A 26,258-nucleotide genomic window follows, 5' to 3' on the forward strand; every position below is an offset into this window, starting at 1 on the left:
ATGACTCCGACTCTTGTGCCCAGCAAGTCTCGCTTGGCCCGGGACCGTCTCGCGGCTATGGACACCCGAACCCAATCTCGGCTCCAATGCCGGAATGCAAGCTCACTATCGTGCCTCCCTGCTGACCATTACGTTGCTGTGTTCGATGACGACCTCGTGCGCCGACGATGTGATCGAGGCCGGGGACATAGGCGCGGGAACCAGCTCCGACACGCTCGGTGATGGTGATGGTGATGGAGATGGCGATGGTGACGGAGATGGTGATGGTGACGGCGATGGTGATGGCGATCCCGGAGATGGTGACGGAGAGGGCGATGGTGACGGAGAGGGCGATGGAGACGGCGATGGTGACGGAGACGGCGACGGTGATCCGACCGTGTGTGGCGACGGCGTCCTCGATCCCGATGAAGAATGCGACGACGCCAACATGGACGACAGCGACGACTGCACCAGCGGGTGCACGATCGCGGCCTGCGGCGACGGCTTCACCCAAGCGGGCGTCGAGACCTGCGACGACGGCAACCTCGACGACCTCGACGGCTGCAGCGCATCCTGTCTGATCGAGGGCTGCGGTGACGCGATCGTCCAACCCGGCGAGACCTGCGACGACGGCAACACCGATCCCTTCGATGGTTGCGGCCCCAGCTGCCAGGTCGAGGTCTGCGGCGACGGCATCACCCAACCCGGTGAAGACTGCGACGACGGCAACATGGACAACACCGACGACTGCACGGACCAGTGCGTGGGGGCCGTGTGCGGCGACATGCTCGTGCAGGCGGGCGTCGAGGACTGCGACGACGGCAACATGGACAATACCGACGACTGCGTCAGCTGCCTGGACGCGGCGTGCGGTGACGGCTTTGTACAGGAGGGCGTCGAGGCGTGCGACGACGGTGACGACGACGACACCAACGACTGCACCAACGCTTGCACCGTCGCCGTGTGTGGTGACGGCGTCGTCCACGAGGGCTTCGAAGAGTGCGACGACGCCAACATGAGCGACACCGACGCGTGCGTGGCGATGTGCACCAACGCGACGTGCGGCGATGGCTTCGTGCACGAGGGCGTCGAGGAGTGCGATGACGCCAACGCGAGCAACCTCGACATGTGCACCAACGCGTGCACGCTCGCGGTCTGTGGTGACGGCTTCGTGCAGGCCGGCGAGGAGTGCGACGACGGCAACCTCAACTCGTTCGACGGCTGCTCACCGGTCTGCGCGTGGGAGGCCCGGCTGGTGTTCGTGACCAGCACGCTGCACACCGGCAACCTCGGCGGGCTCGCCGGGGCTGACGCGATCTGCCAAGCCCGCGCGCAGGCGGCCCTGCTTCCGGGGACCTATATGGCTTGGATCTCGACCAACCAAGGTTCGCCGTCGACCCGCTTCGTCCAGTCGACCGTGCCCTACTTCCTGCGCAACGGGACCAAGGTCGCCGACAACTGGGCCGACCTGACCGATGGCACGCTCGACGCCGCGATCAGCGTCACCCAGACCGGCGGCGCGTCGCCCGTGACGACCGACATGAGCTGCGGGACCAACCGCGTGGCCAGGACCGGGACCGGGCCCGACGGCACGGCGACGGTCGGGCTGGGCCGGTGCAACAACTTCACCTCGTCGGCGGGCGGGTCGCTCGGCACGCCCGGGGTGACGACGGCCGCCAACGCGACCTGGACCAACTGCGCCGCGCCGGGTCCGACGTGCAGCACCCCCATGCCGATCTACTGCTTTCAGCAGTAATGCCGGGTCGCTCGGCGTGCGGCTGGTCAGCCAGCCCACGCCGCGGCTCGCGGCTATCGAGGCCCCTTGACTGTTACTCGACTCAGGCTAGCTTGCCGGCCCGGAGACCCCCCGTGTCCAACTCCCAGCGAGGCGATCACCAGAACTTCAACGACGGCGAGCTCGAGCACGAGTGGGCCGGAGGTACTATCGATCTGGCTGACGAGCGCCAGTCGACGTCGCTGCGCGAAGACCCCAAGCAGCGCAAGCTCTTACTTGGCGGAATTGCTGGCTGCGTGTTGCTGACCGTCACGCTGTTCGGGGTGGCGGTCGCAGGGCAGTCGGACCCAACCGCCGAAGCTCCGGCCCCCGTCCCCGAGCAAGTGGAAGCGCCCGCGCCCGCGCCCGAGCAGGTCGAGCCCGTAGCCGATCCCGCTGCCAAGCCAACCCTCGTCTCGGCCAAGCCGACCAGGCGCCAGTCAGCCGGCAAGCCCACGGCCGCGTCGGCGAAGTCGCCGTCGGCCAAGGCCGCTGGCGTGACCGGGGGAACCCGCGCCAACACGGCTGCCAAGCCGGAAGCCGCCAACACGGCCGCCGATTCGGACGCAGCCCCAGAAGAGCTGCCCGACGTCGAACAGTGGGACGACGCCGACGACGACGCGCTGCACGACCAGATCAACGCGTCAGCCCCCATGTGACTCGGGTCTAGGCGAGAGCCTCGTCGGCCCAGCGGTCGACGATCATCAGGCAGCGCTCGCCGGCCCCGAGCCTTGGAAGTCATCGTGGCTTGCGGCGACCGCTGACGCCCGCGGGCGACAGCGCTTTGCCCCCGAACCGCCGACGGACCTCGCTGAGCACGTCTTGCACGGCTTCGCCCTTGTCGGGGAGCTCTGGAACCGGCGCGCTGCGGGTCGTGTCGTCAGGTGTCGCGCCGAGCCCCAGCAGCTCGAGCTGCTTGGGCGGCCCGGGTTCGTGGGCGCCAACGAGCTCGCTGACGCCCAGCCCGGTCAACCGAAACCGACGCCCCCGCACCAGCCCTTCGGCGTCGAGCTTGTCGAGCAGGCCCCGAGCGGCCGCGAAGATCGCCTTGGTCTGGGCCGAGGGCAGGTCCAGCGTGGTCTGCCGGGTCCAGGTCGTGAACGCGGTGTCGCGCAGCTTGATGTGGACCTTGCGACCGCGCAGCTGCTTGGCCGCGAGCTGATCACCCACGCGGGTCGCCTGCCGCAGCAGCCAGTCTTCGATCTCTGCGCGGGACGTGAGGTCGGTTTCGAATGTGTTCTCGTGGCTGATCTGCTTGCGCTCGCGGCCAGGCGTGACCTCGCGTTCGTCGATCCCCAGGCTCAGGCGGTGCAGATGCAGGCCGTGGTCACCGAGCTCTTGCTCGAGCGTGGCGGCGCCGAACTCCGCGATATCGCCGACCGTGGCGATGCCCAAGCGCTGCAGGGTCTGCGCCGTCTTCGGACCGACGCCCCACAGCTGCCGGATCGGGAGCGGAGCCAAGAACGCCCGCTCGTGTCCGGGCGGGACCTCGGTCAGACCATCCGGTTTGTCGCGGTCGCTTGCGATCTTGGCGATGAATTTACTGGTAGCGAGACCCACGGAGCAGGTCAGGTTCAGCTCGCCACGCACGATCGCCCGGATCGACTCGGCGATCGCCCGCGGCGAGCCGTGCAGCCGCTGCGTGCCGGCCAGATCCAAGAAAGCTTCGTCGATCGAGAGCCCCTCTACGATCGGGGTGAAGCGTGAAAACACCTCGAACACGCTGCGCGAGACCTCCACATATCGCTCGTGGCGAGGGGCGACGACGGCGGCGTGGGGGCACTTTCGCAGGGCGATCGCCATTGGCTGGGCCGAGTGACAGCCAAACCGGCGGGCCTCGTAGGACGCCGCCGCCACCACGCCGCGCTTGCCGGCGAACCCGACCAAGACCGGCCGACCCCGAAGGGTGGGATCATCGCGGATCTCGACCGACGCGAAGAACGCGTCCATGTCGACGTGCGCGATGTGACGCGGTGGAGACATGACGCCATGCTAGCCCAAGTTCTATAGTGACGACGTGTACGAGTTTGACGAGAGCCGGTGGCCCGTGGTGGTCCTCCGCGTTCGCGACCAGGCACGCCGGGATGTCACCGAGCAGATGCGCGTCGACCTCAACGCGCTCATCGATCGCCACGAGCCCTTCGCACTGATCTACGACGTCACCGACGTCGAAATTCCGCCGCGCGACCAGATCATGGAGATCATGCGGTGGACCCGGGATCTCCGCGAGCGCTTCGCCAGCGAATTCGAGCAGGTCACCCCACGGATCCCAACCTTCACCGCGTATCACATGCCCTCGGCGGTCGGGAACCTGCTGCGCTTCATCTTGCAGATGATGCCCTCGCTTCGCAGCCAGTACGTTGTGTGCACCACCTTCGACGAGGCGATGGCGGCGTGTGAAGAGGCAATCGTGCGCCTGGGGATCAGCGATCAGCAATCCCCGCGTCGGGCCGGCTGAGCGGTCGCTGGCTACGCCACGCCGGGGCGCAGCAGCTGCACGCGCGCGTCGAGGGTCAGCGAGGGATCGAAGCTCGGCTTCCAGCGCCGCTTGGGATCCGCCAGCACCAGATCGTGATGGCGGACGATCCCCGCGGTCGCGAGCAGCAACATCGCCTCGCCCATCCCGGCGCCAAGACATACGTGCGGCCCGCCGCCGTAGGGCATGAACACATGCTTTTGGCGCGACTCGGATCGCGGCGGCGCGTGGCGAGTCACGTCGAGCCGCTCGGGCTCGGGGAAGTAGCGCGCGTCAAAGTGCGTGGCGCTGGTGAACACGGCGATCTCGGTCCCCGCGGCGACGCGGTGGCCGGCAAACTCGAACGCGCGGGCGGCCCCGCGGTACATCGCGAACGCGGCCGGATACAGGCGCAGGCACTCGAGCACCAAGCCGTGCAAGGTGGGCTGCTGGCTGAGCGTGGCGCTGTCGGGCACGCCGTTCGCGTACGCAGCCTCGACCTCGGCGCGGACGGCCGCGTGCAGATCCGCGTCACGAAACAGCTCGTAGAGCACGAAGCCCAAGGTCGCCCCGACGGTGTCGACCCCGGCGACAAACGGCAACAGCGTGGCGAACCGGACGTCGCCCGCGGTGAACAGCTCTGGGTATCGCTCGCGGCCCTGGCGGATCCGCTCGAACCAGCCCCCAAGGCCCTGGTCAGCCTGGTCAGCCTGATCGGTCGCGCGCCCGCCTGCTTCGAGGTCACGCGCGACCAGCTCGTCGATGAAGCCCTCCGCCCGCGCGAGGCTGCGCCGATACGCCGGGGCCAACAGCGCGAGCTTGGGCCACTTGCCAAGCAAGAGCGTGTTGGTCTCCCAGCGAAACACCTCCATCAGCGCGCGGGCCGTCGGTTCGGGGATCGGCGCGGCGCCGTCGGTCAGGCAGCGATGAACCAAGCGGGCGATCAGCAGGCGGGTCTGATCCTGCACGGCGACGCGCGGGCTGAGCTGGCGTTCGGAGGCCCCAAAGCTGTCGCGGATCAGCGCGTCGCAGCCGTCGCGCTGGGCGTCGACGATCTTGCGCGAGAGCACGTCCGCGTAGTGCTTGCGCTGGGTCCGGTGCGGCACGCCGTCGCTGGCCAAGATCGCGTGGGGGCACTCGCGGCGCTCGGTGAGCCGACCCCAGAAGCTGCGTGACTCGAGCAGCTCGCGACCTTCGCGCCCGACAAAGCGGTTGGCCTCGCGCCCGGCCAGGACCACGAAGCGACGGGTCGCGGCGTGGACCTCGAAGATCGGACCTTGCTCGACGTGGGCGGCTCGCAAGAACGCCAAGGGGTCGCGCAGCAGCGCCAGCGCGTTGCCAAGGATCGGCCCGTTGGTTCGAGGGGGTGGCATGGGAAGCGCGGAAAGATCTATCACGTAGTCCATGTCCGAAGCCCAACAGTCCGCCACGCCCAGCGACACGGTCCACGTCCGCTACGAGCACGCCGGCCCGCTCGCAACGATCACGCTGGATCGGCCCGAAGCCCGCAACGCCTACAGCGACGAGATGTGCGAGCAGCTGGTCGAGGCGCTCGACCGGGCCGATCACGACGATGCGATCCGCTGCGTGATCCTGACCGGCGCCGGAAAGTCGTTTCATGCTGGCGGCGACATCAAGGCGATGCGCGAGCGCTCGGGGATGTTCGCCGGCGACCCGGCGCAGCTGCGTGCTCGCTACGTTCGTGGGATCCAGGCGGTGCCGCGCCGGATCGCGGAGTTTGGCAAGCCGCTGATCGCCGCGATCAACGGGGCGGCGATCGGCGCAGGGTTGGATCTCGCGTGCATGTGCGACATCCGAATTGCCCGAGCTGGCGCCCAGCTAGGCTCGACCTTCGTTCAGGTTGGGTTGGTGCCCGGTGACGGCGGCGCCTACTTCTTGACCCGCGTCGTTGGGTTTGCCCGGGCCTTGGAGCTGATGCTGACCGGGCGGGTGATCAACGCCGAGCAGGCGCTGGCGATCGGCTTGGTCCACGAGGTCGTGCCCGCGGATCAGCTGCTCGATATCGCAACCGAGCGGGCCCAGGCGATCGCCAAACATCCGGCCATGGCGGTCCAGCTGACCAAGCGCGCCGCGTATCGCAGCTATCACGCCGACATGGCGACCGCCCTCGAGCTCGCGGCCAGCTACCAAGGCATCGTTCAGAACATGGAAGACCACCAGCGGGCGCTCGCCCCAAAACCGTGAAGAAGGTCACAGCTCGCCGGAGGACTCGATCAAACCGAACCATCTATTTGGTGGGTCGAATCGTGCATGCTGCCCGAAATGTCGAGGCGAGAAATTGTCGTGTGTGCTGCGCTGTGTCTGCCCTTGCTCGCGTCTGGGTGCAAGAAAGACGGCGACCTGACCGACCCCGAAGTGGTCGTGCCCCCGGTCGTAGAGGCGCCGCAACGGTTCTCGCTGAGCAGCACCAACGAGATCGGCACGGAAGTCGTCGCGCAGATGGATCTGTCCACGGATCCCTGCACGGATTTCTATCAGTTCGCCTGTGGTGAATGGATCGCGAACAATCCGCTGCCAGAGGACAAGCCCCGCTGGGGTCGCGGCTTTGGTGAGCTAGGTGAGCGCAACAACCAGGTCCTGCGCGAGATCCTGGAGAACGACACCGAGCGGCCGGGCACCCTGTACGCCGCGTGCATGGACGAAGCCGCGATCGACGAGATCGGGGTCACCCCGCTCGCGCCCTACCTGGCCAAGATCGACAAGCTCGACGCCAAGAACACCAAGGCGCTGTTCAAGCTCATGGGAGAGCTCGACGCGGGGGTGGGCTTGGGGGCGTTCTTCGATTTTGGGCTCTCGATCGACTTTCAACAGCCGGATCTACACATCAGCGACCTTGGCCAGGGGGGCACCGGGCTGCCGGATCCCTCGTTTTATCTCAACGCCGACAAGGCCGCGCGCTTCTTGCCGCAGTACGAAGCCCACATCGCGCGGATGCTCACGTTCTTCGACTACGCCCCGGAGGACGCCGCCGCCGCGGCCAAGCGGATCGTCACCCTCGAGACCGAGATCGCCAAGCTGCAAAAGCCCCCAGAGCAGATGCGCGACCCCGAGTCGGTCTACTTTCGCTGGGATCGCAAGGGCGTCGAGGCCAAGTCGAAGCTGCCGTGGTCCGCTTACTTCACGGCGATCGGCGTGCCCAAGCTGCAGCTGATCAACGTCAGCAACCCCGAGTTTGTCGAGGGGCTGCCCGCGGTGATCGGCGCCGCGGATCCGCAGGCGATCAAGGACTACCTGCGCTTCAACCTGATCAGCAACACCGCCGACCTGCTGTCAGCGGAGATCGTCGCCGCGAATTTTCAGTTCGCCGCGGCGCTGACCGGCCAGCAAAAGATCCAGCCCCGCTGGGAGCGCTGCGTGGGCGTGGTCAACCGGGCGGTGGGTGATCTGCTCAGCCAAAAATTCGTCGAGCGCCAGTTCCCCGGGGACAGCAAGGACATTGCGATCGACATGATCCAGCGGGTCGAGGCCGCGTTCGAGGCCGGGCTGCCTTCGCTTGGCTGGATGGACGACGCGACCCGTGCCGCCGCGGTCGGCAAGATGAAAAAGATCGAGAACAAGATTGGCTACCCAGAGAAGTGGAAGAGCTACGACAAGCTCAGCTTCCAGGGCAGCTACTTCGCCGACTCGATCGCCGCGCGGACCTGGTCCAACAAGTACCAGCTTGGCAAGATCGGGCAGACCGTTGACGAAACAGAGTGGTTTTGGCCCGCGTCAATCGTCAACGCCAGCTACAACCCGCTGCAGAACTTCATGAACTTTCCGGCTGGGATCCTGCAGCCGCCCTTCTTTCACCGCGAGTTCCCCAAGGCCATGAACTTTGGGGCCATGGGCATGGTCATGGGCCACGAGCTGACCCACGGCTTTGACGACAGCGGTCGCAAGTTCGACGGCGACGGGGTCATGCGCGAGTGGTGGGCGCCCGAGGTCGCTACCAACTTCGAGGCCCAGACCCAGTGCGTGGTCAAGACCTACTCGGCGCTCGAGGTTCAGCCCGGCGTGCACGTCAACGGCGAGCTCACCCTTGGTGAGAACATCGCGGACTTTGGCGGGATCAAGGAGTCGTACGAGGCCTACCGGGCGTGGGTCGCCGAGCAAGGCGCCGAGCCCCAGCTGATCGACGGGCTCACCAACGAGCAGCTGTTCTTCGTGGCCATGGCCCAGAGTTGGTGCAGCGTCAGCTCGCCGCAGTTCGATGAATTGCTGGTGGCCGTGGACTCACACTCGCCGCCCAAGTTTCGCGTGAACGTGCCCATGTCGCACCTGCCGGCGTTCTGGGAGGCGTTCTCGTGCGGCGAAGGGGAGCCGATGCACCCCGAGCAAGTCTGTGCGGTTTGGTAAGGCCTTCATAGACCCCCACAGCCACCTTCGCACTTCGCGGGTCTGTTTAGGACCCCCACAGCCACCTTCGCACTTCGCGGTCACTCGCTTCGCTCGCTCCCAACGGGCTGGCTGTTCGCTGTCGCATGTGTGGCCCCCTAGAAGGGGGCTCTTGTCTGGGTACCTGCAGCCACCGGGTATCGCTCCACTCACGTGTTGGCTTTTGTTCGTTGGGGTGGCCCCCTTCTAGGCTTAGAAGGGGGCTCTTGTCTGGGTACCTGCAGCCACCGGGTATCGCTCCACTCACGTGTTGGCTTTTGTTCGTTGGGGTGGCCCCCTTCTAGGCTTAGAAGGGGGCTCTTGTCTGGGTACCTACAGCCACCGGGTATCGCTCCACTCACGTGTTGGCTTTTGTTCGTTGGGGTGGCCCCCTTCTAGGCTTAGAAGGGGGCTCTGGGTGCTGGGGGGCAGATCCTCAGGGGGCTTCGCACTTCGCGGCTGCTCGCCTTGCTCGCTCGCTCGCTCGAGACTAGCTTCGTCGAGTTCGCTCGTTGGGGCGTTTCTCTGTGGGGGACAAAACCACTCCACGCGGGGAGAGCGGATCGCGCTATCCTGCGGCCCGGTATGGGCGAGACGGGTCAGACGGCGCGGGCGGGTGAACAGCCCGAGACCTCGTCGTCGCGGTCGATCGAGGTCGAGCCCGACGCCCCGCGCCCGCCCGAGGACATGACGCAGGTCGACATGCGCAGCCCTTCGGAGGCGCTGGTCGCGGCTGGTGTCGACGCGGCCTCGCCGGGTACTCGCATCGGTCGCTACATGATCGTCGAGGTGGTTGGATCGGGCGGGGTCGGGATGGTCTACGCGGCCTACGACCCGGCGCTGGACCGCAAGGTCGCGCTCAAGCAGCTGCGCCGCAGCAAGACGATCGGGCAGACCGAAGCGGTCAACCAACGCCGCGGGCGACTGCGCCGCGAGGCCCAGGCGCTGGCGCGGCTCTCACACCCCAACGTGGTCCCGGTCTACGAGGTCGCAACCTTCGACGATCAGATCTACGTGGTCATGGAGTTCGTCGAGGGCCTGACGCTCAGCGGGTGGCTGGCCGCGGAGCCGCGCACGTGGTCGGAGGTGGTGGGCATGTATGTGCAAGCGGGGCGCGGGCTCGCGGCTGCGCACGCGGCCGACATCGTTCACCGCGACTTCAAGCCCGACAACGTCCGCGTGGGCACGGACGGGCGGGTGCGGGTGCTGGACTTTGGGCTGGCCTCGCCGCTGCGCGAGGCCGAGGACGCCGAGGGGGTGCGCGCGCGCCTGCAAGAGCTGGTTGATCAGTCGGAGCGCTCGCTCGACGAGGACAGCTGGACCGACTCGGCGGAGGGCTCGGGTGACGGAGGCTCGGGCTCGGGTCTGGTGACCCGCGAAGGCCAGGTCATGGGCACGCCGGCCTACATGCCGCCAGAGCAGGCGTCGGGTGGGCACGTCGACGCCCGCAGCGATCAGTTCAGCTTTTGCGTTGCGCTGTACGAGGCGATCTACGGCACCCGACCGTTTCGCGGTCGGTTTGACAACCCGCGGCGCTTTCGTGATCTCAGCCGCGCGCGCACGCTGCCCGGCAACCGGCCCGAGGATCTGCCAGTCGAGATCGAGCGCGTGTTGATCCGCGGCTTGAGCTTGGTGCCGGATCGGCGCTTCGAGAGCATGGACGCGCTGCTGGCCGAGCTCACCGGGGTGGCCACGGGGCCGCGGCGACTGTGGTGGGTGCCGATGCTGATCATGCTGCTGGCGATCGTCTCGGTGGTCGCGTTCTACGAGCGCCGCGCCGGACCCAAGCCGGTGTGTGATGACGGCATGGGCATGCTCGAGGGCGTGTGGGACGAGGCGGCGAACGAGCGGCTTGGCGCGGCGGTCGTGCGCTCGAACAAGCCCTATGCCCGCGCGACCTGGGACAGCGTCGCCGCGCGCTTTGACGACTGGGTGCAGCAGTGGTCGCGGGCCCGCCAGCGGGCTTGCGAGGCCACGCACCTGCAGGGGGATCAGAGCCTCGCGTTGCTCGAGCGCCGGATCGCGTGCCTGGATCTGCAGCTGGTCCGGGTCGAGAGCATGGTCGCGGTGCTGCGCCGGCTCGAGGATCGGCCCGACGAGCTGCTCGAGCGGCTCACGCCCCTGGAGCTGCCCAGCGTCGAGAGCTGCGCGGCCGCCAACGTGCTCGAGCGCTCGCCGCTCGAACCCAACCAGGCCGAGATCGCCGCGCAAGCCAGCAGCATTCGCGAGGCGCTGGCCGGGGTCGAAGGGTTGACCAACGCTGGCGAGTACGCCCAGGCGATCGCCCAAGCCGAGCAGGTGCTGGCGCAGGCCCGGGCGTTGGACTTTGATCCGGTCACCGCCGAGGCCCTGTTGGCGCTGGGCCTCGCCGTGGATCGCCAACGCGCGCAAGAGCAGCGCGGTGAGGATCTGCTGCGCGAGGCGGCCTGGACCGCGCAGCGCTCGGGTCACGACAGCGTGTTGATCCGCGCGGCGGCGGCCTTGGCCGACACGCTTGGCTCGGATCAGGCCAAGCTCGAGCTCGCGAATACCTGGGGCAGCCTCGCGCGGGCGACCTTCGTGAAGCACGGTGAAGATCCGGGCATCGAGGCCGAGGTCCGCGAGCACCTTGGCAAGCTGGCGATGGCGGCGGGCGACTACGATCTCGCGCTGGCGGAGTACATGCGCGGGCTCGAGCTCGCGCGCCATCGCGACGGTGAACACAGCCCCGCGCACATCGCTGCGCTGCTCTCGATCGGCAACGCCCAGCACGAGCTTGGCCGCTACGTCGAGGCCGCCGCTACGCTCGGTCGCGCCCGCGAGCTCGCGGCGACTTCACTCGGGGCCAAGCACCCGAGCGTGCCCGCGATCCTGGACGCGCTCGGCAACGTCGAGTCCTCGCAGAGCCACTTTGATCGAGCGCTCGAGCTCCACCGCGAGGCGCTGCGCATCAACGAAGAGATCTACGGGGCCGACCATCGCCGGGTCGCCAAGAACCTCAACAACCTGGCGATCATCTACGACGAGACCGGCCGCTACGCCGAGTCGCTCGAGACCCTCGAGCGGGCCCGGGGGATCCTGGTGACGCAGCTTGGCGCGGCTCATCCCGACGTGGCCTTCGTCGACGTCAACATTGGATCGGCGCTGCAGAACCTGGGTCGCAACGAGGAGGCGCTGGCCGGCTACGAGAGCGCGCGGGTCGTGCTCGAGAGCAGCCTGGGTGGCGATCACATGGCCGTTGGCGTGACCTTGCAGAACCTGGCCTCGGTCCGCGCGGCGCTGGGGGACGACGTTGGTGCGCTGGCGGACTTTGACCGGGCCCAAGCCGTGCTCGAGCGGGCGTTCAGCGAGGACCACCCAACGATCGCCGCGGTCGAGGTTGGCCGCGCGCGCTCGCTGCGATCGCTGAACCGCTACGACGAGGCGCTGGCAGGTGATCAGCGGGCGCTGGCGATGCGCGAGAAGATCTTTGGCCCGGAGCACACAGAATTGGTCGAGCCGCTCACTGGCCTGTGTGAGACCCAGCTCGCCCTTGGTGACCCCGCGCAGGCGCGCGAGACCGGTGAGCGGGCGCTGACGATCGCCGGCGAAGCCAACACCGCCAACGAGCTGGCGCAGGCGCGGATGGCCATGGCCAAGGTGCTCATGTTGGGCGGGCGACAGGATCGGGTGCGGGCCGAGGCGCTCGCTCGCGCGGCGCTGGCGGAGCTGAAGAAGGGCCGGGTCGGGACCCGAGCGCAGGCGCGCGTCGAGGCGTGGCTGGTCGCGAATGGCTTTGCGATGTTGTGACCGCTGCTCCGCAAGTCTCAGAGCCACGCGGCCCACACGAGCCACACGAGCCACACCAGCGCGAGGGCGAAGGCGGCGAGCGTGCCCAGTACAGCCAGCCACGTCAGCAACGCGAGCGCCCCCGTCCGACGCCAGCGCCAGCGCTGCGCGGGGGTCATCTCCACATGGGCCGCCGGGCCCACGCCCAGACGCTCACGCAGATCCCCAAGCTGCTCGTCGAGCACCGCCGGGTCGAAGTCCTTGTCGTAGAGGTTCTTCGAGCTGCAGCCACGCGCGAACGCCCGTCGGACCCGGTCTGGGTCGCGCAGCAGACCGATCGGCAGCGCGAGGTGGTTGAGCACGACCGCCGCGGGGAACCGCGCACACCCGCTCGCCAGCTCCCACGCGGCGATCTCCGCCTCGCCGACGAGGGTGGTGTCGTAGTTGGTCACGAGGTGATGAATGTCGTGCAGCTGGACCGCGCGGATCCGGGCCGCGGTGTTGGGGAAGCCGATCTTCAGGGGCCCAAGCGTGCCCAGGATCACCCACTTGGAGGTGTAGCCGCCGTCGTCGCCGAACGCGTTGTCGGTGAAGTACTGGGTCCGCGCAGCGAGCACGCTGGTGTTGGGGTCGTATTCGACTGCTGTCGCCATGCACACAAAGATGAACCGGCGACCGGGCTTCGAACACTCGCGTTTGGGCGGCGGCGGTTCGGTCTAGATCCGCGACCCGTCGGCTGTACGGCGCGATTGGTTGCTCGCGCGTCGCGGCTGACTCGCGTTTGTGTGAAGCTTGGGCGGTGGCCCCGGTCAAGACCGAGCCGCGCAAGCGACCCAAGCAGTCGCGCTCGCGGGTGCTCTACGACGCGCTGATCGAGGCGACCGGGCGCCTGCTCGCGAGCGAGGGCGTCGCGGCCGTGACCACGGCGCGGGTGGCCGAGCTCGCTGGGGTCAGCATTGGCTCGCTGTACCAGTACTTCCCCAGCCGCGAAGCGCTGATCGCCGCGGTCATCGACGCCAAGCTCGAGCGCGACATGCAAGAGCTCGTGCCGATCCTCGACGGGCTGCGCCTCGTCGCGCTCGATCAGGCCGTGCGTGGCCTGGTCGAGGTCGCCGTCCGCTACTACCGAGACGAGACGCCGCTGTACCGCGAGATGGTCGCCGCGCTCGCGGCCGTGGATCGTGAGGCGCACGTGCGACGCCTGCTCGAGGGCTTCGACAAGGTGATCGTGGTCGTGCTCGAGCCCCACCGCGCGGCGCTCCACGACGGCTTCGAGCGCAGCGCGTGGATCATGCGCGAGATGTTGATCAGCTGTGTGCGAGCGGCCGCGCGCGAGCACCCCGAGACCCTCGCCGATGGGTACTTGGCCGCGCGGCTCGAGGCGATGTGCCGCGGGTTGCTGGGGCTCGACGCTGCCTGACGATCGTCGGGGCGCCTGAGCCTGGTTTTTGCGATGTTGTGACCCATGCTTCGCCAACGCGTCCGCACCAGCATCGTGATCGCCGCGCCCCCGGCCCAGGTCTGGGACGCGCTGATCGACATCGACAGCTACCCGCGCTGGAACCCGGTGTTGAGCCTGCGTCCGTGGCGGGGTGACCTCCTGCGCGCGGGTCACCGCGCGTGGCTGTCGCTCAAGCCATTTCCCGTGCCGGTGGTCATGCCGGTTCGCGTGGAGGTGGTCGAGCCCGGGCGCGAGCTGTGTTGGAGCGGCGGTCCGTGGGGGGTGCTTCGCGGCCGGCACGGGTTCGAGCTGCGGGATCGGGGCGCTGAGACCGAGGTCATTCACAGCGAGCGCTTCGACGGCTTGCTGGTGCCGCTGCTGTGGTCGCGCATGGAGCCAGAGCTCGAGCGCCTGTATGGCGGCGTCAATACTGCGCTCGCTGACTATGTCGAGGGAGGCGCGACAGCAACGTGGAAGCGAGGTGAGTGACACAGGGTGGTTGTCGCCTGACCTGCGGTGCATGATGGCGGGATGACGCGCTTGGGAGTCGTTGTGGTCGTTGTGGGGCTCGCGGGCTGCACCAAGCTCAATTCGGCGTTCGATGAACGAGCCAGCGAGACCGGCAGCGGCGACGAGTGGACCGGTGACGGCGACGGCGACCCCAGCACGGGCGACGGCGACACGGATCCCAGCACGGGCGATGGCGACGGAGATCCGAGCACGGGTGACGGCGACGGAGATCCGAGCACGGGCGACGGCGACGGAGATCCGAGCACGGGTGACGGCGACGGCGACGGCGACGGCGACGGCATGATGTGTGGCGACGGCGAGCAACTATGTGGTGGCGAGTGCACCGATACCAACAAAGATGAAGCCAACTGCGGTGACTGTGGCGAGCCGTGCGATCCCGATCAAGCCTGCAACGACGGCTTCTGCATGCGACCTCGGATCATGTTCGTCACGCAGGACACGTTCCTTGGCGTGCTTGGAGGTCTGTCCGGCGCCGACGATCTGTGCCAGGAGATCGGCAGCGAGTTCTACCCAGAAAAGCAGTTCTGGGCGTGGAACTCGACGATCATCGAGTCTCCAAACAGCACCTTCGAGAAAGACGGCTTCTTCGTGCGCACCAACGGCAGCAAGATCGCAGAGTCCTGGGCGGACCTGACCAGCGGTGAGCTGCTGGTGCCGGTCAACTACAACGAGGAGGGTGTCGTGGTCCTGAACGGGGCCCCCTGCGACTTTGAATCGCAGGTGTGGACGGGGACCGACGCGTACGGCGACGCGGTCGGGCCGAACTGCTCCAATTGGACCAAGGGCAGCTCTTTTTACAGCGGGACCTACGGCCTGCTCTACGCGACCGACTCGACCTGGTCCCAGGCCCCAGACGAGTGCGGCGAGCCGGTGCGCTGCTCCAACGAGCGGCGGCTGTACTGCTTGGAGCGCTGAGTCACATGCCCACGACGTCGTCGTGGACCACCAGCACCCACGTCAGCTCCAGCGCCTCGCGGCCAAACCCACGCAGCTTGGCCTCCCAGGTCACGAAGCCGTCGGCGTCTGGCGTGGCGCCGTGGCTGGCCTCGGTCAGCTCGACCTCGACCTTCTCGACCTCGGACACCGCGATCCGCTCCTTGACCTCGATCGTGGCGGGGCGCGGCGAGAGGTTGCTGAGCTTGACGGTGACGCGCCTTGGCTTGCGCGTCCACGAGCTCATCATCCGTCGCTCGTGCTCGAGCTCCTCGAGCTTCCGGTGGACCCGCAAGCTCGAGTCGGGGCCCCAGCCCAGCTCGAAGCGCTCGCCGGGGGCGATGAACAACAGCGAGGTGCGGCCGACCAAGCCGCTGTTTCGAACCAGGTCGACGGGGCCCGCGAGCAGCGGGTGGGTGGCAGCGTTGTGTTGGCGGCTGCGCAGGATCACCGAGGCGTCCAGCTCGGGCGTGCAGACCAGCGCGGTCTTGGCCGGGGATTCGAAGCTGAAGATCGGCACGCGGTAGGGCCGGCCGTCGGCGGGGATCGTGGCCTTGGCTCGACCGCGCAGCTCGATCGCCTCGCCGCCGTCGTCGATCCCGGGGAGGTCATCTTCGGCGATCGACCTGGCGGGCCCATCGCTGGGACCCGCGCCCGGATCGGCGCCAAGCCCCGCGGTGTTGACCATCTGCTCGCGGGCCTCGACCTCGACCGTGCTGCTCTTCTTGCGAAACCGCAGGGTGTCGGTTGTCAGCGTGGGCGGCTTGACCCCAAGCGAGGGGCGCTCGGTCGAGAAGATCAGCTGCACGTCGTTCCAGTCTTCGCCGGTTGACTGCCAGACCGCGCCCTCGCACTGAAACTCCACGCGTGGGCCGGACGCCGCGTCGGGCTCGATCAGCCGCGCGCTGTGCCACGGCCGCCACAGCGCGCCGGGGACCAAGTAGTCGACGCCAAGCTCGAGCTCGCGCGCCACCGGGTCGGGGTTGATCAGCTCGAGCGTGAGCTCGGCCGTGACCTCGCTGTCGAGGCTGCTGCTCGCGGCCTCGAGGGTCTGCAAGTCCTGCAGCGCGCGGGTGAGCCGTTGGTTGGCGTGCTTGATCTCGGCGACCTCGAGCCCCAGCTCGCGCAGCTTGGCGTCGAGCAGATCCAGCTGTTCACCCCACTGCGGCGCCGCCTGGGCGCCCCAGCTGACGTCTTCGTTGATCTCTTGCAGCGTCAGCGCGAGCAGCTGCTCGACCGACGCGTGCTCGGCCGACAGCTGCTCGATCCGCGCGTTGGCGTTGGCGAGCTCGAGCTGCTTGTCGCGCTTGGTCGCCCGGAGCTGGGCGAGATCGGCGGGGCGATCTTGCTCGCGGGTGATCCGCCAGCGCCGAATGGACACGCTGCGCACCCGCAGATCCTCGGCGAGCTCGGCTTGGTCGGGGCCGGCGTTGCGGGGCAGCGAGAGCGTGGCCGCGAGGGTCTTGTCGACCAGCACGGGCGCAACCTTTTGGATCACCAGCTGCGAGCGCCCAGGCGGGAGCTCGATGATCCCCCGGCGCACGACCAGCGCCCGATCTTCGAGCAGCGTGACCTCGGCAACCGGGATCTCGGCGGTGATCTGGCGCAAGCCTTGGGTTTGATCCGCGTCCATCTCAGGTCTCCCTCCGGTTGCCGCCGATCAGCTCGTGATTGGTCGGGATCGTCACCACCCAGGTCGCGGTCAGCTCGCGCTTGCCGTTGGCGGGCACCTCGATCTTCCACATGCGCCCGCCCTCGAGCCGGGGTTGGGCGGCCTTGGGATCGTAGTCTTCCCACTGGGGCGAGACGTTCTCGACCTGGATCGAGATGTCGTCGACCAAGGCCTTGGCGGGGACCGGGAGCCGCTCGCGGATCTCGACCGTGGCCGGGTTGCCCAGGTGATTTTGAACCTCGAGGTTCAGGGTGTGGGTGAGCCCGATCTGGCGCTTGAACATGCCCGAGCTGTCCTCGGAGAAGCTGACGTTGCGGGCGATCTTGATCGCCTGCTCGACGCCAAGCCCAAGCTCGATGCGACCGTCGATCGGCGTGAGCTCGACGCTGGAGGTCAGCGCGAACTTACCGGCCACATACACGTCCGCGGGCCCCGCGAGCAGCGGCGCGGCCAGGGGGTTGCGCAGCGAGACGATCCGAAACACATCTTGGCTCTCACGCGGAACGCTGACGTAGCGCGGGGTCGCCTCGGCCTCGCGCAGGTCGATCGGCAGCGAGGTGAACACGCCCGTGCTGGCCAGGTCGATCGGGGCCTCGGCGACGTAGGCGTAGTCAAACCCACCCTCGGTGTTGGGCCAGTGGTGGCCCTCGGGGGCGTGCTCGGTGTCGAGCAGCTCCGCCCACGCGACCGCCTCGCTGATCTGCTCGATCGCCACGTCGACGCGCAGCTGCTCGACACACAGCTGCTGGTACTGCACGCGGAGGTCGATCCGCCGCAGCGCGCCGCGGCGGGAGGTGGACGCAGGCAACAGACGCAGGCGGCCGTAGTCGAGCAGGTCGCGGCCGGCGAGCAGCTCTGGCTCTGGGCCGAACGCGTTGGCGCCGGGGGGGATCGAGCCGCGCCCGCCCCCGCTGGCCATGATCGCGGTCTCGTCGGCGGAGAACGCCGACGTGATCCCATCGATCGCCCCACCAACGAGCGCACCGAAGCCCCCCGACTTCGAGCGGAGCGGGGCTGGCATGACGTGCTGCGGCGGTGCGCCCGGGGGCATCCCTTGTAGATCCGAGGCTCGACGCGAGCGCCCGCGGCCCTCGGGCGCGGGCTTCTTTGCCTTTGGCGCGCCCATGGCACTTGGCGGCGGCATGCTCGGCGGAGGCATCGGCGCCGGCATGACGAGCTCTTCCGCGCGGTCCGACGGCGCGTATTCGTCGTCGAGCACCGCCGTCGCGCTGGACACTTCGGCCAGCGGTGGCTCACTTGGCGACTCGCCGAGTCCGTGATCATAGTCGCGGTAGAGCTCGCTCGCGCCGACCGGCGGCGGTCGCCACCCGGTCTTGGCCGGCGGCGGCTGGCGTCGACCGATCCGCCGCGACTTGAGCTCGGGCAGCTCGGTCCACTGCTGCGGGCTCGCGGTCGACAGCGTGAGCGCGACGTCGTGCCAGTCTTCGCCCGTTGACTGCCCCACCATCGCCCGCATCTCCAAGGTCGCGGCCCGCATCGGGTGGTCCAGCCGGATCGTGTAGGCCGGCGCCCAGCGAGCGCCCGGGACGAAGTAGTGCAGCTTGACGCGCACGCGCGAGACCAGCTTGGGGCCCGTGCAGTGGTCGAGCTCGAGGATCGCGGCCTTGCGCAGCTCGTGGGTTCGGGCGTTGCGCTGCGAGGAGGCCGTTCGCTCGCGCTCGCGCAGGGTCTCGAGCCGCTCCTTGGCCACGCGCACCTGCTCGTACGCGGCGTCGATCGCCTTGCCCAGCTGCTCACCCCGCTCGCGGCGAAACGCGAGCAGCTGCAGGCGCGCCGCCGTTGGCGAGGGCGCGGGGGCCTTGCCCTCTTCCGGCTGCCCGCGGCCAAGCCCTTGCAACCCCGCCAAGCGGCCCTTGGCCCGCGTCAGCTGGGTGCGCGCTTCGATCGCGAGATCCAGCTCGAGCTGCGCGCGGTCGAGCTCTTCGTTGCTTGGCGGCGGCAGCTCGGGATCGTTGGTCGGGACCGACAGCGTCACGCGCAGATCCCCCGCGATCGGAGCCAAGCCCGGGTCGTCGGTCTCGACCTCCACGCGGATCGAGCTGTCGTCTAGCGCGAGCGGCAGCCCAATCAGCTGCACGCGAGCAGGAAATTCTGGACCCTCGCGGACCAGCTCGGCCGCGCGGGTGACCATGGCGCCGCGTCGATAGATCGTGACGGCGCGAACCCGAGAGCTCAGATTTTCGGTCATGCGCAGGTGCATTCCATTTGTACGGACGACGTCCCAGCTTGCAGCGTGTCGCAGGCCGAGCCAAGCAGCTCGACCTCGGTTGGATCGGTGAGCGCCCAGCCGTTGGGATCGTCGAGCCCAACCGGGTCTCCGTTGACCAGCAAGGTGCAGTTGGCCGTGTCCTCGGCGGTCAGCGGGTTGTCCAGGTCCAGCCGACACGAGCGCACGCTGGCGAGGATCTGGTCGAACGCGGTCGCCAGCGCGTCCGGATCCAGAGACTTATAGAATTCCGCGTCGGGGTCGCCCGGGCCCACGCCCTGGCCGGCGTTGGCCATGTCCTGCAGGTGCGCGTCGCTGACCTGATCGCCAACGCTGATGATGTAGGTCTGGATGCCAGCCCCAAACGCCGCCTGTGCAGCAGCCACGGACTGCGGCTGGCCGTTGTTGGGGTTGGGTTCGGCGCAGGTGTCCGGCTCGCCGTCGGTTGCGAGCACGATGAATTTTTTCCCGGGGACGTCGAGCGCGTCGAGCGTCTGCCAGACCGCGTCCAGGCTCTCGCCAGTTGGCGTGTCGCCCAGCGGCGCGTTCATGCCCAGGGTCGCGTCGATCTCCGCGAAGTTGTTGAGCGCCGGGTTGACCTCCGTGAGTATGGGGCACGGCGCGTTCATGTCACCCGTGTCCGAGGTGTAGAGCGCCAACCCAAACCGAATGTTGCCCTCGAACTGCGGGACGATCCCGTTGTTCGGATCCGTGAGCACGTTGCGGACCACGTCCCAGCGGGTGTCGCCCTGAAAGTCCTGAGCCATGCTCAGCGACTGATCCACGAGCAGCACCAGCGTTGGCGTCTGCGGGATCAGGATCACATCCAGCACCGCGCACGCCTCGGTGTCGCCGGCCTCCGCGGTGTCGGCCTCTGTGGTGCCGGCCTCCGTGGTGTCGCCAGCGGTGGTGTCACCGGTAGCGACCTCGGTCTCGCTCTCGGGACAGAACATCTGGCCAAGCCCGTCATCGAGGCAGGGCTCGGCGCACCCCGGCAGCGCGGTCGCCCACGCGAGCAGGGGAAGCGCGAGCACGGGCAGCAAGAGCCACGGCCCCGCGGAGCGATCTGTCGAGTCCGAGTCCATGCGAGCATGGTACCGCGACCCGGCCGACGCGATCGCTGAAACGACGAAGGGGGATCATCCCCGCGAACAAGCTGTAACAGGGCCGACGTTAACTGCCTGACCTCGGTCCCAGGGTGGGCCAACGCGACCCAGCCGCACCAGGCTGCTCAGGCTTCGCGCTCGATCGCCTCGGCGGCCGCTTCGGCCAGCATGCTCACGAAGTAGCCCAGCGCGGCGAAGCGCGGATCCTGGGTCGCGCCCGTTTGATAGCGGGCGAAGATCTGCTGAACGATCACGGCGATCTTGAACAGCCCAAACACCCGGTAGTAGGTGCCGCTCGACAGCTCGATGCCGCTGCGTTCCTGGTAGCGATCCAGCAGCTCGGCCCGGGTCAGGCTACCGGGCAGGTTGGTCGGGCCAAACGCCAGACCCTGCATGCGCGCGTCGTCGCCCGCCTCGACCCAGTAGCCAAGGGTGGTGCCAAGATCCATGCGCGGGCTGCCGATCGTCGCCATCTCCCAGTCGAGCACCGCGTTGATCCGCACGCCCTTGCCGGTCTCGACCCCGCGCGCGTCGAGCAGCACGTTGTCGTATTTGTAGTCGTTGTGGATCAGCGCCGGATCGGCGTCGGCGTCGGCCGGCAGCGCGGTGGCCAGCCAGGTCGCGACGGCGTCGAGCTTGGGCACGTCGTCGGTCTTGGATCGCTCCCAGCGTCGGGTCCAGCCTTCGATCTGGCGCAGCGCGTAGCCCTGGGGCTTGCCAAATTCAGCCAGGCCCACGCCGCGCCAGTCGATCGCGTGCAGATCCGCCAGGCCGTCGATCAGCGCGCACGCCAGCGCCCGGCTGGTGTCCGCGTCGAGCTTCATGCCGGGCGGGGGCCGACGCCGAATGATGATCCCGCGGCGTCGCTCCATCACGTAAAACGGCGCCCCGAGCACGGCTTCATCGTCACAGTAAGCCAGGGGCGCGGGCGCGAGCGGGTAGACCGGCGCGAGCTTGGACAGCACCGTGAACTCGCGGTGCATGTCGTGGCCGCTCTTGACGGTGTTGCCAAACGGCGGCCGCCGCAGCACCGCCTCGCGCTCGCCAAGCCGCACCATGTAGGTCAGGTTCGAGTAGCCGCTTGGGAATTGCAGGACCTGGATCTCGGGCGGCCCGCTGCCCGGTAGCAAGCTGGTGTTGGCGCGCAGCCAGGCCCCGAGCGCGGGCAGGTCGAGCTCCTCGCCCTCGCGCACGCCACGGGGTCGATCCAGCATGCCATCGGTCAAGGTTCGCTCGGAGTCGTTCATTTTGGGCCTCGCTTGCGCAGGTTCAGGCCGTGACGCTCGAGCAGCTCGCGGGCCACGACGGTCTTGTGGACCTCGTCTGCACCATCGTAGATCTGCGCGCCGCGTTCGTGCCGGTAAAAAAAGCTGAGCACGGTGTCGTCGGTGATCCCCAGGGCGCCGTGGGTCTGGATCGAGCGCTCGAGCACGTTTCGCAGCACCTTGGCGACGTGGAACTTGATCGCCGAGACCTCGACGCGGGCCGCCTTTTGCCCGACCGCGTCGATCCGCCAGGCCGCGTGCAGGACCGCGAGCCGGGCCGAGTCGATCTCGACCCGGCTCTCGGCGATCCAGTTTTGGACGGTCTGCTTCTCGCCAAGCATCTTGCCGGGCGCGAGCTCGCGGGTCGCGGCGCGCTCGCACATCATGTCGAAGGCCCGCTCGCAGATGCCGATCCAGCGCATGCAGTGGTGAATGCGGCCGGGCCCGAGCCGGGCCTGGGCGATCAAGAAGCCGGCGCCGGGGAACCCGAGCATGTTCGTGACCGGGACCCGGCAGCCCTCGAACTTGACCTCCGCGTGGCTGGCCCAGCCGCCGCCGACGTCGCCCATGACCGAGATGTTGCGGACCAGCGTGTAGCCGGGCGTGTCGGTGGGGACGATGATCATGCTCGCGCGCTTGTGTGGCGGGCCCTCGGGCTCGGTCACGGCCATCACGATCACGAACGCGGCCCCGTCGGCGCCCGAGGTGAACCACTTGCGGCCATCGAGGACCAGCTCGTCGCCCTCGCGGCGGGCCGTCGTGCCCAGCCACACCGGGTTGCTGCCGGCCTTGTCGGGCTCGGTCATGGCGAAGCACGAGCGGGTCTCGCCGGCGATCAGCGGATCCAAGAAGCGCTCGCGCTGGGCCCGGCTGCCGTACTCCGCGAGGATCTCCATGTTGCCGGCGTCGGGTGCCTGGCAGTTGAGCGCCCAGTTGCCCAGCGGGCTGCGACCGAGCACCTCACTGACCAGGCCGTGCTCGAGCAGGCTCAGGCCCATGCCGCCGTGGCGCTTGGACAGCTGCGGCAGCCACAGGCCGCGGGCCTTGGCCTTGGCCCGGACCTCGCGCATCGCGGCCTCGACCGGGGCGATCTCGTGGGCGCCGCGAAACACCGCTTCGACTGGCAGCACGTGCTCGTCGAGGAACTCGCGGATCTCGGTCAAGGTCGCTTGGAGTGGCTCGGGGACAGCGAAATCCATCGCGCCACTTATCCCAGATCGAGCGCGTCATCGGTAGCCCGTGCCCTCGACGCCGAGCTCGTCGACCCACGCGAACGGCTCGCCGCGGCCTCGAGAGGGCGCTACGTCGTGGTGTGTCGGCGTTCAGACCGGCGCCTGCACAGCGCGAGCAGCCCGAGCACTGACCACCACCCAAGCCACGAATTGCCCTGGCGCGAGGCTCTACACTCGCAGCCGTCGGCGCCATCTAGACCTGCCCCGCCGGTCTCGCCTGCGGTTCCATCGTCGCCGCTGCCCGACTCGGACGGGTCCTCCGCGTTCGGGTAGTCGCCCTCGAGCGCACAGGCGTCGCAGCCGTCTCCGGGGACGTCGTTGCTGTCGTCGCAGGCCTCGGCTCCCTGCACGATCCCGTTGCCGCACACGACCCGCCGCGGCTGGAAGATCCTTCGTTGCGGCTCGTTCACGCCGGCCCACAGGCCCACGCCCAGGGGCCAGTCGCCGTTGGGGTTGGGGGCACCCTCGGCGCCGTCTGGCGCGAGCCCGGGGTAGCTGCCCAACAAGAACCGCCGATCCCCCGTCCCGCCAAGCAGCGCCTGGCCATCGTTTAGCAGCGACAGCCCGCCGTAGGTGCTGACCGCGTGCAGGACCTCGGTCGACAGCACCGACAGCGTTCCGGTCCGCGGGTCGATCTGGATCTCGGCGACGCCAAAGTCGGGGCCCCCAAACGCCGACTCCGAGAACGGCACCAAGCAGTCAGTCTCTGTGCACAGCGGCGCGCCCACCCCAAACGCGTGCAGGCCCGCTAGCTTCGTCACCGGTCCAAGCGCGGCGCCGTCGAGGTCGAACAGCACGACCTGAATCTCGGTCGTCGCAGGCTCGAGGGTCGTCACAATGAAGCCGCGCAGGCCCGGCACATACGCCGCCGAGAGCCGGTTCACTCTAAAGTCCCCAGGGTGATTGGAGTAGGTCCAGTCCAGGCTGTTGGACCCACGCGTAGCCGTGCGCAGCGTCATCAGCGTCGTGTCTGGCTGCTCGTTCGCCATCCACGCCACGAACACCCGATCCGTGACACCGTCGCTGCCCATCGCAACCGCGGGCGCCGCCCATGTTCGCCCGCTGGGTCCGGGGTCGACCACAGCGTCGACGGGCCCGGGCGTGAGCTCGCCAAGCTCGTCCATGAGTTGGTGAATCACGCGACCCTCCGGGTTCGTGGAAGCCAGGGCCTGAACGCCCGCGGGCGTGCGGTTGGAGACGACCACCGAGCGGGACACCGACATGCCAACTAAAGAGGTGGCGTCGGTCTCGAGCGGGTAGTCTGGGTAATTGACGTCGTCCCACCACACGGGCTCGAGCGGTCCGGTCGCCGCGCCGTAGAGCTGGTCGAGGGCCTCGAGGTCATCTCTACGCCACGACCGAAACGCGGCGAAGCTGGCAGGCACCGCCGTCTGCATCACACCATTCGCGCCGGTCTTCAGTCCCCCGGGGACGAGCGAGCTTTGCGTGCACGCGGACGCGGATTGATTGGCGTGGTGCAGACCCAGCGTGTGCCCGATCTCGTGCAGCAGCAATTGCCCCGGGTCGACGTACCCCGTCATCAGCAAGCTGTCATTGTTTGCGTCATCGCAGCCCGGCGGGATCACGGCGACCATGCCAATTGGGTCGTTCCAGTCTTCGACCTCGCCGACCTTGGGCCGGCTGACAAAGCGCGCGCACGCCTTGGCCCCCTCGCTACACAGCGGCTGTTGGACCGCTTCTTCGCAGCTCATGCTGATGATGTTGATCCCCGCTGGAAGCCGCTCCTCGGGGATGCCTGGGAGCTGGGCGCCGGGGTCATATTTTTCGGTGGTGAAGCCGGCGAAGTAGAGCTTGGGCGCCGCGACCGACTCATTGTGGCGCGCGAGCACCTCGATGACGAGCCTGGCCACGTCTTGTGGGGTCTGGTCCATGTGGGCGACCGAGTGACCGGCCGAGATGTTGAGCCAGACTGGGACCCGAAGATCAGGGAACTCGGACGACCAAAACTCGGCCATGTCCAGCGCCGTGACACAATAAGCCTGAGCCGGTGTCGGCACAAACCCAAGCAAGGCAGCGCTCAACACCAATATTGACGATCTGGGATTCAAACGCATGAAGTGCTCTCAGCTTGGTTGGCGAAGTGTTGTCATTGCGATATTCGGCACGAGCGGAGCAAAGACGAGCCGTTGCCACCCCACGCCTTGCTGGCCGCATGAACCCGACCTTGGGCATCGCGCATCAATACCTTGTATTCATCGTGCTCGTAATCCGACGCTTCGCTGACATGTTGCCACCGCAGCGCGCCGCCATCGGCCACGCTGCCCAGCCAAGGATGAACGCTGGGCGTGTTGGCGCCATCGGGTACGAGCTGTCCGCCAGCGGTGAGGACCCCGTCGTCGAAGGCAAGGATCCCCGCGAACCCCACGCTGTCGAGCACCGCTTCGCTCGTCCACTCCCAAGCTTCATCGGCGCCGACTCGGGCGAGCCACAGCTGCGCCTCAGCCCCCGGCACGAGCGGCACCTGGACGCCACCCACAAACCACCGGCCCTGTGGGTCCGCGCTGATGCTCATGGCCCGCCGCGCGAACGTGGGCTCGGAGCTGGCGCGAAGCAGGGTGCGGCTGCGCTCGCTGCCCTGCAAGTCGAAGTGAATGACCAGAATGTCGGTCGTCGCGGTCAGCAGCGAGTCACCGTCGAAGTTGGGGCTGGTGCTCACCGTTGCCGCGATCGCCACGCCGGTCTCGACCGCCGTGATCGCCAGGATCTCGTCGTTGAAGCCCAGGTGATCTTCGAGCAAGAGCGTCGTCACGGCTGCGGTCGCGGGGTCGTACAGGGCCAGCCACATGTCTGCCTGACTGGTTCCTGCAATCCAGACACCCGCGCTCGTAGACTCGATCGCGCGCGCGCTGACGTGGAATCCTGCCTCTGTGTCGAGGTCGACGGTGCTGGCGATCGCCCCATCACGATCGAGCTGGACCAAGTAGTCCATGGTCGAGGACACCGCCAGCGCCCACACTGCGTCGCCCCCATTGGAGGCGAGAGCGGGGGCGAGATCGACCACCTCGACGTCGCCTGGCTCGGGCAGGGTGACCTGGGTGAACCATTGCTGTTGCCCAGCCGCGTCGAAGCGCGCGACCCAGCCGTGCGTCTGCGACTCGGTCTCGACCGCCCCGGCTGCCAGCCACCCTTCGTCGGCGCTTGGGAGCAGATCCAGAACGTCGTTGTGGATTGAGCCTTCGAGCAGCTCGACACACTCGAGCTGTGCACCTGCAGGCACGCAGTCAGGGCCACAGTCTTCGGTGCCGTCGTGCTCGATGATCTCGACACCGCAGCCGCCACCGAACACCACCAGCAGACCAATGACTCGCGAACCTCTGGACATTGCAGATACGTAGCACCAGGCCAGAGGATGGCTAACGACACGCAGCTTTGGCGTCGCGTCGCTTCGCGCAGCGGACGAGCCAAAGCCGGGTGAGGCGGGCCGCGGTTGGAGGTGTTTGTCCGCGTGGGCCTTGGCACTCGAAGATCACCCAGTGTGTGGAGCGGCCCGATCGATCC

19 protein-coding genes are annotated in these 26,258 nt (G+C 68.1%); 9 read left to right on the forward strand and 10 right to left on the reverse strand.

Annotated elements, in window-relative coordinates:
• Positions 1-145 precede the first annotated feature (145 nt).
• Positions 146-1,735 (forward strand): DUF4215 domain-containing protein, encoded by a 1,590-nt coding sequence (locus tag DB30_RS17360; protein WP_052550297.1) that lies wholly within the window; start codon positions 146-148, stop codon positions 1,733-1,735.
• 113 nt (positions 1,736-1,848) lie between these two features.
• Positions 1,849-2,412: a hypothetical protein gene (locus DB30_RS17365; RefSeq protein ID WP_052550299.1), complete on the forward strand. Its 564-nt coding sequence runs from the start codon at positions 1,849-1,851 to the stop codon at positions 2,410-2,412.
• 79 nt (positions 2,413-2,491) lie between these two features.
• On the opposite strand, the gene dinB is transcribed toward DB30_RS17365, so the two are convergent.
• Positions 2,492-3,736 carry a DNA polymerase IV gene (dinB, locus tag DB30_RS17370; RefSeq protein ID WP_052550301.1) on the reverse strand — a complete coding sequence of 415 codons (1,245 nt, stop codon included), beginning with the start codon at positions 3,734-3,736 and terminating at the stop codon, positions 2,492-2,494.
• 34 nt (positions 3,737-3,770) lie between these two features.
• On the opposite strand from dinB, the gene DB30_RS17375 reads away from it, so the two are divergent.
• Positions 3,771-4,211 (forward strand): hypothetical protein, encoded by a 441-nt coding sequence (locus DB30_RS17375; protein WP_052550303.1) that lies wholly within the window; start codon positions 3,771-3,773, stop codon positions 4,209-4,211.
• An 11-nt stretch (positions 4,212-4,222) separates the two neighbouring features.
• Here DB30_RS17375 and DB30_RS17380 read toward each other — a convergent pair whose 3' ends face one another.
• Positions 4,223-5,581 (reverse strand): cytochrome P450, encoded by a 1,359-nt coding sequence (locus DB30_RS17380; protein ID WP_165703817.1) that lies wholly within the window; start codon positions 5,579-5,581, stop codon positions 4,223-4,225.
• 31 nt (positions 5,582-5,612) lie between these two features.
• Here DB30_RS17380 and DB30_RS17385 point away from each other — a divergent pair, with 31 nt between their 5' ends.
• The 3 genes from DB30_RS17385 (at position 5,613) to DB30_RS17395 (ending at position 12,353) form a co-directional block, all read left to right on the forward strand.
• On the forward strand, positions 5,613-6,413 hold the full coding sequence (locus tag DB30_RS17385) for an enoyl-CoA hydratase-related protein (RefSeq protein ID WP_052550306.1): 801 nt from the start codon (positions 5,613-5,615) through the stop codon (positions 6,411-6,413).
• A 78-nt stretch (positions 6,414-6,491) separates the two neighbouring features.
• Complete coding sequence (locus DB30_RS17390; RefSeq protein WP_165703818.1) at positions 6,492-8,567, forward strand: M13 family metallopeptidase; 2,076 nt, start codon at positions 6,492-6,494, stop codon at positions 8,565-8,567.
• Positions 8,568-9,170: 603 nt separating this feature from the next.
• Entirely contained in the window at positions 9,171-12,353 is a 3,183-nt protein-coding gene (locus tag DB30_RS17395; protein WP_052550310.1) for a serine/threonine-protein kinase, read from the forward strand.
• A 17-nt stretch (positions 12,354-12,370) separates the two neighbouring features.
• Here the strand turns inward: DB30_RS17395 and DB30_RS17400 are convergent, their stop codons facing one another.
• Entirely contained in the window at positions 12,371-12,985 is a 615-nt protein-coding gene (locus tag DB30_RS17400; protein WP_052550312.1) for a hypothetical protein, read from the reverse strand.
• A 146-nt stretch (positions 12,986-13,131) separates the two neighbouring features.
• Here DB30_RS17400 and DB30_RS41510 point away from each other — a divergent pair, with 146 nt between their 5' ends.
• Genes DB30_RS41510 through DB30_RS17415 form a run of 3 tightly spaced genes read left to right on the forward strand, consistent with a single transcriptional unit; the run spans position 13,132 to position 15,219 of the window.
• Positions 13,132-13,752 (forward strand): TetR/AcrR family transcriptional regulator, encoded by a 621-nt coding sequence (locus tag DB30_RS41510; RefSeq protein ID WP_052550314.1) that lies wholly within the window; start codon positions 13,132-13,134, stop codon positions 13,750-13,752.
• 45 nt (positions 13,753-13,797) lie between these two features.
• Positions 13,798-14,262: an SRPBCC domain-containing protein gene (locus DB30_RS17410; protein ID WP_052550317.1), complete on the forward strand. Its 465-nt coding sequence runs from the start codon at positions 13,798-13,800 to the stop codon at positions 14,260-14,262.
• A gap of 42 nt (positions 14,263-14,304) precedes the next feature.
• Complete coding sequence (locus tag DB30_RS17415) at positions 14,305-15,219, forward strand: hypothetical protein (RefSeq protein WP_052550319.1); 915 nt, start codon at positions 14,305-14,307, stop codon at positions 15,217-15,219.
• 1 nt (position 15,220) lies between these two features.
• Here DB30_RS17415 and DB30_RS17420 read toward each other — a convergent pair whose 3' ends face one another.
• From DB30_RS17420 to DB30_RS17450, 7 genes are all read right to left on the reverse strand, one after another.
• Positions 15,221-16,870 carry a mucoidy inhibitor MuiA family protein gene (locus DB30_RS17420; RefSeq protein ID WP_052550321.1) on the reverse strand — a complete coding sequence of 550 codons (1,650 nt, stop codon included), beginning with the start codon at positions 16,868-16,870 and terminating at the stop codon, positions 15,221-15,223.
• A 1-nt stretch (position 16,871) separates the two neighbouring features.
• Positions 16,872-19,118 carry a DUF4139 domain-containing protein gene (locus tag DB30_RS17425; RefSeq protein ID WP_165703819.1) on the reverse strand — a complete coding sequence of 749 codons (2,247 nt, stop codon included), beginning with the start codon at positions 19,116-19,118 and terminating at the stop codon, positions 16,872-16,874.
• Complete coding sequence (locus DB30_RS17430) at positions 19,115-20,221, reverse strand: vWA domain-containing protein (protein WP_052550325.1); 1,107 nt, start codon at positions 20,219-20,221, stop codon at positions 19,115-19,117. Before DB30_RS17430 ends, DB30_RS17425 begins: the two co-directional genes overlap by 4 nt.
• Before the next feature lie 146 nt (positions 20,222-20,367).
• Positions 20,368-21,489: a phosphotransferase family protein gene (locus DB30_RS17435; RefSeq protein ID WP_205633010.1), complete on the reverse strand. Its 1,122-nt coding sequence runs from the start codon at positions 21,487-21,489 to the stop codon at positions 20,368-20,370.
• Positions 21,486-22,706: an acyl-CoA dehydrogenase family protein gene (locus DB30_RS17440; RefSeq protein WP_052550328.1), complete on the reverse strand. Its 1,221-nt coding sequence runs from the start codon at positions 22,704-22,706 to the stop codon at positions 21,486-21,488. The genes DB30_RS17435 and DB30_RS17440 overlap by 4 nt, the downstream gene beginning before the upstream one ends.
• A 101-nt stretch (positions 22,707-22,807) precedes the next feature.
• A complete protein-coding gene (locus tag DB30_RS17445; RefSeq protein ID WP_240480258.1) occupies positions 22,808-24,784 on the reverse strand; it encodes a DUF4215 domain-containing protein in 1,977 nt (658 codons plus the stop codon).
• A 62-nt stretch (positions 24,785-24,846) separates the two neighbouring features.
• Positions 24,847-26,082: a hypothetical protein gene (locus tag DB30_RS17450; RefSeq protein ID WP_146659350.1), complete on the reverse strand. Its 1,236-nt coding sequence runs from the start codon at positions 26,080-26,082 to the stop codon at positions 24,847-24,849.
• Positions 26,083-26,258: the final 176 nt, after the last annotated feature.

The sequence above is a fragment of the Enhygromyxa salina genome, from assembly GCF_000737335.2.
GTDB classification, from domain to species: domain Bacteria; phylum Myxococcota_A; class Polyangia; order Nannocystales; family Nannocystaceae; genus Plesiocystis; species Plesiocystis salina_C.

Bases quoted from the DNA above. Each gene is read 5' to 3' on its own strand.
- DB30_RS17415 (WP_052550319.1), top strand. From the start codon at position 14,305: ATGACGCGCTTGGGAGTCGTTGTGGTCGTTGTGGGGCTCGCGGGCTGC.
- DB30_RS17440 (WP_052550328.1), bottom strand. From the start codon at position 22,706: ATGGATTTCGCTGTCCCCGAGCCACTCCAAGCGACCTTGACCGAGATC.
- DB30_RS17390 (WP_165703818.1), top strand. From the start codon at position 6,492: ATGTCGAGGCGAGAAATTGTCGTGTGTGCTGCGCTGTGTCTGCCCTTG.
- DB30_RS17430 (WP_052550325.1), bottom strand. From the start codon at position 20,221: ATGGACTCGGACTCGACAGATCGCTCCGCGGGGCCGTGGCTCTTGCTG.
- DB30_RS17380 (WP_165703817.1), bottom strand. From the start codon at position 5,581: ATGCCACCCCCTCGAACCAACGGGCCGATCCTTGGCAACGCGCTGGCG.
- DB30_RS17425 (WP_165703819.1), bottom strand. From the start codon at position 19,118: ATGACCGAAAATCTGAGCTCTCGGGTTCGCGCCGTCACGATCTATCGA.
- DB30_RS17450 (WP_146659350.1), bottom strand. From the start codon at position 26,082: ATGTCCAGAGGTTCGCGAGTCATTGGTCTGCTGGTGGTGTTCGGTGGC.
- DB30_RS17435 (WP_205633010.1), bottom strand. From the start codon at position 21,489: ATGAACGACTCCGAGCGAACCTTGACCGATGGCATGCTGGATCGACCC.
- DB30_RS17400 (WP_052550312.1), bottom strand. From the start codon at position 12,985: ATGGCGACAGCAGTCGAATACGACCCCAACACCAGCGTGCTCGCTGCG.
- DB30_RS17360 (WP_052550297.1), top strand. From the start codon at position 146: ATGACGACCTCGTGCGCCGACGATGTGATCGAGGCCGGGGACATAGGC.
- dinB (WP_052550301.1), bottom strand. From the start codon at position 3,736: ATGTCTCCACCGCGTCACATCGCGCACGTCGACATGGACGCGTTCTTC.
- DB30_RS17410 (WP_052550317.1), top strand. From the start codon at position 13,798: ATGCTTCGCCAACGCGTCCGCACCAGCATCGTGATCGCCGCGCCCCCG.
- DB30_RS17420 (WP_052550321.1), bottom strand. From the start codon at position 16,870: ATGGACGCGGATCAAACCCAAGGCTTGCGCCAGATCACCGCCGAGATC.
- DB30_RS17395 (WP_052550310.1), top strand. From the start codon at position 9,171: ATGGGCGAGACGGGTCAGACGGCGCGGGCGGGTGAACAGCCCGAGACC.
- DB30_RS17385 (WP_052550306.1), top strand. From the start codon at position 5,613: ATGTCCGAAGCCCAACAGTCCGCCACGCCCAGCGACACGGTCCACGTC.